Source organism: Nosocomiicoccus ampullae (assembly GCF_001696685.1).
In the GTDB taxonomy this organism is placed as follows: domain Bacteria; phylum Bacillota; class Bacilli; order Staphylococcales; family Salinicoccaceae; genus Nosocomiicoccus; species Nosocomiicoccus ampullae_A.
Window position 1 is genome coordinate 19361 of the sequence record NZ_MBFG01000014.1, and the last position, 8204, is coordinate 27564.

The window sequence follows — 8204 nt, forward strand, 5'->3', positions numbered from 1 at the left end:
CCTACTCGTCCCCCTTTAACGTTTCTTTTAACGCCTGTTCTTCTGCTTTTAAATAACGTCTATACCCTACTTTAGATACAGTGATACTAATTTCGTATAATAAAATCATTGGTAACGTTAGTAAAAAATGCGTCATAACGTCTGGTGGCGCAATGATTGCTGCCAAGACAAATAAGATGAAGTACGCATATTTTCTATTCTTCTTTAAAAACATTGGCGTAATAATGCCAAGCTGTGTCATAAATAAGACGAGAATTGGCATTTGAAATATTATACCAAAAGGAAGTACCGTGCGTACTAAAAAGCCAAAGTAATCATTAATACCAATCGTCGTCACAATCCCCATTTCAACTGATAAACTAAACGTAAATTTCACGATATACGGTACGACGATAAAATAAGAAAACACCATTCCTATAATCATAAGAATGAATGCAATCGGTATGTATATAAGTGTTACTTGTCGCTCTTTTTCATATAGACCTGGACTAACAAACGCCCAAAACTGATATAAAATTACTGGTAGCACTAGTATAAACGCGATAATAACGATCATCGTTAAGTAAATTCTTAACGGATCTGTCACGTTAAACGCATGCATTTCAGTCATTTCTAACCACGGTGCATTTTGTAAATAATGAACAAGTGGTTTTGCAAAATAAAATCCAATCAGTAACGCTGCGACAAAGAAATACGTGACAAATAAAACGCGCTTACGTAACTCTTGAACGTGCTCGATTATTTCTTTCTTTTCCTGCATAAAGCCACCTCACGGAAAAAAAGGTGGCGTTCGCCACCTTTAATCAACTATCTTTGAATTGTTTCGTCTTCTTGTTTCGTTTGAATTTTAACGACTTCTTCTTTTTTCTCTTCAGGTTTTTCGTCTTCTCCTAAACCGTTAAAGCCTTCTTTAAATTCTTTAACTGTAGTTCCGACTGAACGACCAAGTTGTGGTAACTTCGTAGGTCCGAAGATTAAAAGTGCAACTGCAGCGATGATAATTAAACTTACCGGTGCTACAGCGCCGATTGTCATAGGAAATAATAATACGCTCATCTTTTCCCCTCCTAATTGTTATGCTTCATATAGAATAATAACGCCTGCATTTCAACGCTTAAATCTATATTATGTACAGTAACTCCGTTTGAAACTGCAAGTTTTTCTGGTGTGAAGTTTAATATCCCTTTAATCCCAAGGGCCTCAAGTTTGGAAGATAGATCAACTCCGACTTGACCAGGAACTGTTAGAATCGCCACTTCTGCTTGAATATCTTGAACAACGGATTCTAACTCGCAAATATCTTTTACTTCAACCCCATTTATTGTTTGTCCAATAATATCTTGATCTATATCAAAGGCTACCGCTATTTTTATTTTATCATGAATTTTTGTAAAATTATAGTTTAGTAGCGCACTTCCGAGATTACCAACACCAATTAGTATAACGTTCTTCATCCCTGTGCCTTGGACTTGTTCTGAAAAAAACTTAACGAGTGCATGGACATTATATCCATACCCTTTTCTGCCAAGCTCTCCAAAATAAGAAAAATCACGTCGAATCGTTGCTGAGTCTATATCAAGTGCTTCGCTAATCTCTCTAGAAGACACTCTATCAATTCCGTTGTCTTCACTTTGTTTGAAATACTTGAAGTATAAAGGCAATCGATCTAATGTTGCGTTCGGTATTTTCTGCTTCTTTAACAAAAGACTCACCTCAAATATTTTGTCATTTAATTATACCATATAAGTCAATGACTTTAAGGTTTTTATCGTATTTCTCATACATAACATGGTACACTACACTTACTGAGAAAGAGGGATTTTTATGATTGTCATGAGCTTGCAAAACGTTGAAAAAAATTACGGTTCAACAGAAATTTTAAAAAATATAAATTTAGAAGTTAAATCGAGAGAAACAATTGGTATTGTCGGTGGAAATGGTGCGGGGAAAACAACTCTCATGAAGATTATGGCAGATGAATTATCGTATGATGGCGGTAATATCTCGACACCAAAAGATATTTCTATTGGCTATTTAACACAAGAAATGTCACTCGAATCCGACAAAACTGTACGTGAAGAAATGAATCTAGCATTTAGTCACGTATTAAAAGTAAAAGATGAAATCGATATCGTCACAGAGTGGCTAACAAATCATGAGTATACACACGTAGACTATAACGACCAAGTGAAACGATTAGAGTATCTTCAAAACTTTTTTGAAGCTCATAATGGCTACACAATCGACGTTGAAATTAAAACGGTCATTACTGGACTAAACTTTAGCTTAGAAGACTTAGACCGACCGATAAATGAATTTTCTGGTGGTCAAAAAACGAGATTACAACTCGGTAAAATGCTTCTTTACCGCCCGGACATTTTATTACTCGATGAGCCTACGAACCACCTTGACCTAGAAACTGTCGAATGGCTAGAAAACTATTTAAATCGCTATACTGGATCTGTCGTCGTTATATCCCACGACCGATTTTTCTTAGACCGTATCGTCGATAAAATTTATGAAATAGAATTCCAACAAGGAAAATTATATCACGGTAATTACACGAATTATCAAAAACAAAAAGAAGAAGATTATAATCGTGAGCTTGGACTATATAGGAGACAACAAGATGAAATCAAACGACTTGAAACGTTCGTCGAGAAAAACATCGCACGTGCATCGACGAGTGGTATGGCAAAAAGTAGACGTAAAATGCTCGAACAAATGGACCGAATCGATTCTCCAACGCGCGATACAAGGCAAGCACAGTTTCATTTCACCATTGAAAAGGAAAGCGGAAATGACGTACTACGTGTGAAAGAACTTGCGATTGGATATGACGAGGTTATCAATAACGACTTAAACTTCTTCGTTGAAAAAGAGGATCGTTTACTCGTTTTAGGACCAAATGGTATCGGTAAATCTACTCTCATTAAAACAATCGCAAAATTACTTCCTCCTATCAGTGGTGACATCCAGTACGGTACAAACGTATCGATTGGTTACTATGATCAAAAACAAGCAGAGTTCTATTCTGAAAACACGATACTTGAAGAGTTGTGGAAAGAGTATCCTCATTTTCAAGAACAAGATATTCGTAAAATACTCGGACAATTTTTATTCACACAAGATGACGTACTTAAGCATGTCTATCAGTTAAGTGGAGGAGAAAAAGCACGCATACAACTCGCTAAACTCATGTTACAAAAAAATAATTTGCTACTACTCGACGAGCCTACAAACCACTTAGACATTCAAAGTAAAGAGATGCTTGAATCAGCATTGATGGATTACCCAGGTACAATTATCGCCGTATCGCACGACAGGTACTTCATCAAAAAGCTAGCAAATCGCATTATGGAAATGGATACGCAAAAAACGAAAATCATAAATGGTGACTATGAATACTATCTCCATAAAAAAGAAGAGGAAGAAGCACAACGTGCATTTGTAGAGGAAACAGTGGAGAAAGATACTAACGACGATTACCTAAGACAAAAAGAACTTCGTAGCCAAATACAAAAACTATCGAGAGAAAGCGACAAACTTCAACAAAGAATAGAAATAATCGAGACAGAAATTGAAAAAGTCGAATTAGAAATGACACAGCCAGAAGTATTCAACGATTTTGAGAAAACAAATGAACTGAATGAGAAGCTCGAGTCACTGAATACTGAACTCGAAGATAATCTATTAGAATGGGAAGAAATAGAGATTAAAAAATCAGAACTTGAATAATTCTCCACAACAATACACACATAATCCATAAGTTATGCACAAAGTTATCCACAACTGTGCATAACTTTTTTATTTTGTCTTTTTTCTAATTACGAATATAAAAAAAGATCCTATTTCTGATATATCAGAAATAGAATCCCTTCAAAGTTAACTATTTATTTTCTTTACGTCTTCTTCCTGTTAAGAATAACCCAAATCCTACAAAAAGCGCTGTAATACTATAGATTAAACCTTTTTGATCCATTCTTTCACCAGTATTTGGTAACACTTTTTTACCATTTGATTCTGGTTTTTTAGCTACATTTGATTGCCCTTTAGATTTATCGACAACTGTTGAGTTAGCTTTATCAGAAGTAGATGAATTACCTTTATCCCCTTCACTTTCCACTTTACTATTATCTTTAGATTTAGCAGGTGGTGTAGTTGAATTCTCTTCTTTGTTAGACTCTACATCCCCGTCTAATTCTGCATTCTCATCCTCAACATCCGTATCTTTTTCCACCTCAGACTCATCTTGATCAATCTCATCATTTTGTTCTTCTGATGGTGCTGGTGTGTCTACTTGTCCTGGTTCTTGCTCTTTACCAGTTTCATCTTCTGTTGGTTTAGAAGGTTGCTCTGGTTGTGGTTCTGGTTGTGGTGTTGGTTTTGGTGTTGGTTCTGGTGTTGGTTGTGGCGTTGGTTCTGGTGTTGGTTTTGGTGTTGGTTCTGGCGTTGGTTCTGGTGTTGGTTCTGGCGTTGGCGTTGGTGTTGGTGCTGGTGTTGGTTCTGGCGTTGGTGTTGGTGTTGGTTCTGGTGTTGGTTGTGGTTCTGGTTCAACAGGTTGTTCAACGTTTTCATTACCCGTATTAATTTTTTCTGGGTCAATATCTTCAGCGTTATAAGATTTATCGTATGATTCTAGTGGGTTATGATATGTTTTTGTTCGATTTTCTCTATTCACTTCAGTATGGTTATCCATGATTTGTTGATGTTTTTCTCCATCTCCACCAAAAATTTGAACACCGTACCAAACGTACTCATCTTCTAAACCAGAATAATTTTCGTTTTTGTATGCTGCGTAACCATAATCTGTATGGAGTTCATGTTCCATATTTTCTCTATGACCTTTTGTAGAATTTAACCATGTTTGAAAAGCAAAGGCATCAAACTCCTCTTGTGTCATATTTTGGTCATTAGATGCTACAATGTTTTCAGCAACACCATATTTAAATTCTGGTTCACCATTTGTATATTTTTGATACTGTTCTTGTAACTCACCGTGTACGGGTGAATCATGGTCGAAGTAACCATTGTTAGCCATATCTTGAGCACGCCAATGTGCAAAATCAGTTAAACCTTGATTGTGTTCAACCGCTACACTATCGTAAGCACCTTGATTATTTGGTTGTGATTGTTCTGCTCTATGGTTGTTGACCCATTCTCCCATATCTCCATCTTGCCAATTATCTTCGCCAACTTCGTTTGCTTTCGCAACAAATTCTGGCGATAAGTTTGTGATATCTTCAGATACAGGTAAATGTCCTCCACTAATTAATAATGCTGCCGTTGCAGATGATACTAACATTTTCTTTTTAAACGTCATTTAAATCCACCCTTTAATTTTTTTATAAGTTTTTAATTGTTATGTTATTATCATTTTCTAATTCAATTTTACACTAAATAACAATGGTTGTCACTATAATTTTAAATAACAAAAAAACACACCAGCTTTTAAACTGATGTGTTAGTATATTACGTCTTCTATATCTATATAGTTATATCCATTTAAATTTAAATCTGCGAAATCTCCACGTTTATACTGTTCGTACGCAACGGCCCCAATCATTGCAGCATTGTCGGTACAGTATTTTAAACTCGGTATATATAATTCTACTCCGTTTTCTTTTGTTAACGTTTCGAATCGTTCTCTAAGTCCACTATTCGCTGCGACTCCACCAGCAACGATTAATGTCTTTATATTTTCTTCGTCTAAAGCGCGCATTGTTTTTGTCGTTAAGACATCTACGACGCTTTCCTGGAAGCTTTTCGCAACATTTGCTGGTTTAATTTCGATGTTTTTCTGTCTTTCATTATGAAGGGTATTGATTACGTTTGATTTTAAACCACTAAAGCTAAAGTTATATCCCTCATCTTGCAATGCACGTGGGAAATTGTACGTATCGATGCCTTCTTTAGATAACTTATCTATTTCTGGACCACCTGGATACGGTAATCCGATTACACGAGCGACTTTGTCATATGCCTCTCCTACCGCATCGTCTAGAGTTTCACCGATCACTTCAAACTGTAAATGGTCTTCCATTTTAACGAGCTCAGTATGCCCACCTGACACGATTAACGCAATGAGTGGGAATTTTACGTCATGCTCTAACTGATTTGCATATATATGTCCTGCGATATGGTGGACAGGAATAAGTGGTAAATCATGTGCGAACGCAAATGCTTTCGCTGCGTTTACACCGACGAGTAACGCTCCGATTAAACCTGGTCCATATGTTACTGCAACCGCATCGAGTTCTTTTGGTGTGACGTTCGCCTCGTGAAGTGCCTCTTCTATCACTCGGGTAATAGACTCAACGTGATGTCTTGATGCGACTTCTGGAACGACACCTCCAAAACGCTTGTGACTCTCTATTTGACTCACGACGATATTTGAAAGAACAGTATTCCCATTTTGTATAACACTCGCAGCAGTCTCATCGCAGCTCGTTTCGATCGCTAATATATTAATATTTTTTTCCATCTAATCTCACCCACATGACATGTGCATCTTTACCTGCACCGTAATAATCTTTTCGTATACCGCCATAAACAAACCCTTTAGATTCATATAATTTAATCGCATGATGATTATTAACATTTACTTCTAATGATATTTGACGGACAGTTGGTTTACAATAATCTATAATAAAATCCATCAATGTATTCGCATAGCCATTTCCTCGCGACTCTGGACTGATCGCAATCGTTGTAATCTGTGCATCATCTACTACAATCCATAGTCCAATATAACCGACAATGACGTCATTCTTTTCTGCGACAAAATAATGTGCAAAATGATTGTTACACAGTTCATGGACATATGTTTCTTCTGTCCATGGTGAATCAGGAAAAGATACAACTTCTATTTTCTGAACTGCTGGAACATCATCAGAGTTCATCGGACGGATTACGATTGATTGTTTTTCCAATTTCTCTCCGCCTCAGTTAATCTTAAATAGTCTGGTACAACGTCATGTGCATCAACTTTAGTTAAAAGATCATCATCCATTCCGATAAGAGATGAAATTCTTGGTGTAGTATGGACACCGTCAACTTCAAATGACTGTTTTTCTAATGTATTATGCACAATAACAGCACCGTATTTTAACACGAGATCTGAGTACTCTTTCCCTGTTCTAAGCTTTGGCTCTTCTAATACATCGTATCCATTTTGATCAACGTCATATATCGCACTAAAACAGTTTCCACGTCTAGCATCCATCATTGGTGCAACTACACCACGATAGCTTGCTGCTAGCACGAGTAAACTGGATACTGTATAAATCGGTATATTTAAGGAAAAAGCTAACGTTTTTGCAACTGTTACTCCTATTCTTAACCCTGTATATGATCCCGGACCATTTGCTACAATAATTCGTTCTAACTCAGACTTATCTACATTCGCTAGTTTAAGTACCTCGTTAATAACTGGCATTAACGTTTCTGAATGTGTGCGTTTAACATTGATATTAATTTCAGCTAATAATACGTCATCTGAAACGGCTACAGACAACGCTCGATTTGAAGTATCTATATATAAAGACTTCACTTATAACACACCTACTAACTCCTCGTATTGTTTACCTTCTGATACAATTGAAAACTTCCTTTGATTTTCATCAATACGTTCAATATTAATTTTTAAAAATTCATTCGGCAAATATTCTTTTATAAAATTATACCACTCAATAATCGTAATATCGAAATCATTGAAGTACTCATCAAACCCTAAATCCTCATCACTCTGTTCTAATCGATAACAGTCCATATGATGTAAATAATTATCATTTAATTTATATGACTTAATGATATTAAAAGTTGGAGAAGTAATTGCACGCTTAACACCTAAAGATTTACCTAAAAATTGAGTAAATTTTGTTTTACCTGCCCCTAAATCACCACTTAAAAGAATAACAAAACCTGGTTTTATATATTTACCAATCGTTTCAGCTAGTTGTTTAGTATCATTTAAATCATTTATATAAATAGTTTTATCCATAATAACCTCATAATATATAAAAATATATAAAAAAAGGAGACCCTATAGGGTCTCCAATGAGTGCCTAGCGACGTCCTACTCTAGCACGGGTCAACCGAACTACCATCGGCGCTGGAGAGCTTAACTTCTGTGTTCGGCATGGGAACAGGTGTGGCCTCTCCGCCATCGTCACTAGACATACACTCAAAACCAAATAGAAGCA

The 8204-nt window shown here is 36.2% G+C and carries 9 protein-coding genes and 1 rRNA gene; 1 reads left to right on the forward strand and 9 read right to left on the reverse strand.

From position 1 onward, the window contains the following. Position 1 precedes the first annotated feature (1 nt). The 3 genes from tatC to BBS29_RS06415 are packed head-to-tail and all read right to left on the reverse strand — an operon-like array spanning position 2 to position 1703. Positions 2-760, reverse strand: coding sequence for a twin-arginine translocase subunit TatC (gene tatC, locus BBS29_RS06405; RefSeq protein WP_068130356.1), 759 nt, complete (start codon positions 758-760; stop codon positions 2-4). A gap of 47 nt (positions 761-807) precedes the next feature. Beyond that, entirely contained in the window at positions 808-1056 is a 249-nt protein-coding gene (tatA, locus tag BBS29_RS06410) for a twin-arginine translocase TatA/TatE family subunit (protein WP_068130359.1), read from the reverse strand. Positions 1057-1067: 11 nt separating this feature from the next. Continuing rightward, entirely contained in the window at positions 1068-1703 is a 636-nt protein-coding gene (locus tag BBS29_RS06415) for a redox-sensing transcriptional repressor Rex (RefSeq protein ID WP_068130362.1), read from the reverse strand. A gap of 121 nt (positions 1704-1824) precedes the next feature. Here BBS29_RS06415 and abc-f point away from each other — a divergent pair, with 121 nt between their 5' ends. Next, the gene (abc-f, locus tag BBS29_RS06420; RefSeq protein WP_068130365.1) at positions 1825-3738 is read left to right on the forward strand and encodes a ribosomal protection-like ABC-F family protein; all 1914 of its coding nucleotides are present in this window, start codon (positions 1825-1827) and stop codon (positions 3736-3738) included. A 151-nt stretch (positions 3739-3889) separates the two neighbouring features. On the opposite strand, the gene BBS29_RS06425 is transcribed toward abc-f, so the two are convergent. The 6 genes from BBS29_RS06425 to rrf form a co-directional block, all read right to left on the reverse strand. After that, complete coding sequence (locus BBS29_RS06425; protein ID WP_068130368.1) at positions 3890-5323, reverse strand: CAP domain-containing protein; 1434 nt, start codon at positions 5321-5323, stop codon at positions 3890-3892. 141 nt (positions 5324-5464) lie between these two features. Beyond that, the gene (tsaD, locus tag BBS29_RS06430; protein ID WP_068130370.1) at positions 5465-6484 is read right to left on the reverse strand and encodes a tRNA (adenosine(37)-N6)-threonylcarbamoyltransferase complex transferase subunit TsaD; all 1020 of its coding nucleotides are present in this window, start codon (positions 6482-6484) and stop codon (positions 5465-5467) included. Beyond that, entirely contained in the window at positions 6468-6932 is a 465-nt protein-coding gene (gene rimI, locus BBS29_RS06435) for a ribosomal protein S18-alanine N-acetyltransferase (protein ID WP_257009094.1), read from the reverse strand. Before rimI ends, tsaD begins: the two co-directional genes overlap by 17 nt. Then, a complete protein-coding gene (gene tsaB / locus BBS29_RS06440) occupies positions 6911-7552 on the reverse strand; it encodes a tRNA (adenosine(37)-N6)-threonylcarbamoyltransferase complex dimerization subunit type 1 TsaB (RefSeq protein ID WP_068130373.1) in 642 nt (213 codons plus the stop codon). Before tsaB ends, rimI begins: the two co-directional genes overlap by 22 nt. Beyond that, entirely contained in the window at positions 7553-8002 is a 450-nt protein-coding gene (tsaE, locus tag BBS29_RS06445) for a tRNA (adenosine(37)-N6)-threonylcarbamoyltransferase complex ATPase subunit type 1 TsaE (protein ID WP_068130377.1), read from the reverse strand. It lies immediately after the preceding gene. Between the two features lie 62 nt (positions 8003-8064). Beyond that, positions 8065-8178, reverse strand: a 5S ribosomal RNA gene (gene rrf, locus BBS29_RS06450). Positions 8179-8204 lie beyond the last annotated feature (26 nt).

Excerpts from the sequence above, each read along its gene's own strand:
- tatC (WP_068130356.1), bottom strand. The coding sequence starts at position 760 with ATGCAGGAAAAGAAAGAAATAATCGAGCACGTTCAAGAGTTACGTAAG.
- tatA (WP_068130359.1), bottom strand. The coding sequence starts at position 1,056 with ATGAGCGTATTATTATTTCCTATGACAATCGGCGCTGTAGCACCGGTA.
- abc-f (WP_068130365.1), top strand. The coding sequence starts at position 1,825 with ATGATTGTCATGAGCTTGCAAAACGTTGAAAAAAATTACGGTTCAACA.
- BBS29_RS06425 (WP_068130368.1), bottom strand. The coding sequence starts at position 5,323 with ATGACGTTTAAAAAGAAAATGTTAGTATCATCTGCAACGGCAGCATTA.
- tsaD (WP_068130370.1), bottom strand. The coding sequence starts at position 6,484 with ATGGAAAAAAATATTAATATATTAGCGATCGAAACGAGCTGCGATGAG.
- tsaE (WP_068130377.1), bottom strand. The coding sequence starts at position 8,002 with ATGGATAAAACTATTTATATAAATGATTTAAATGATACTAAACAACTA.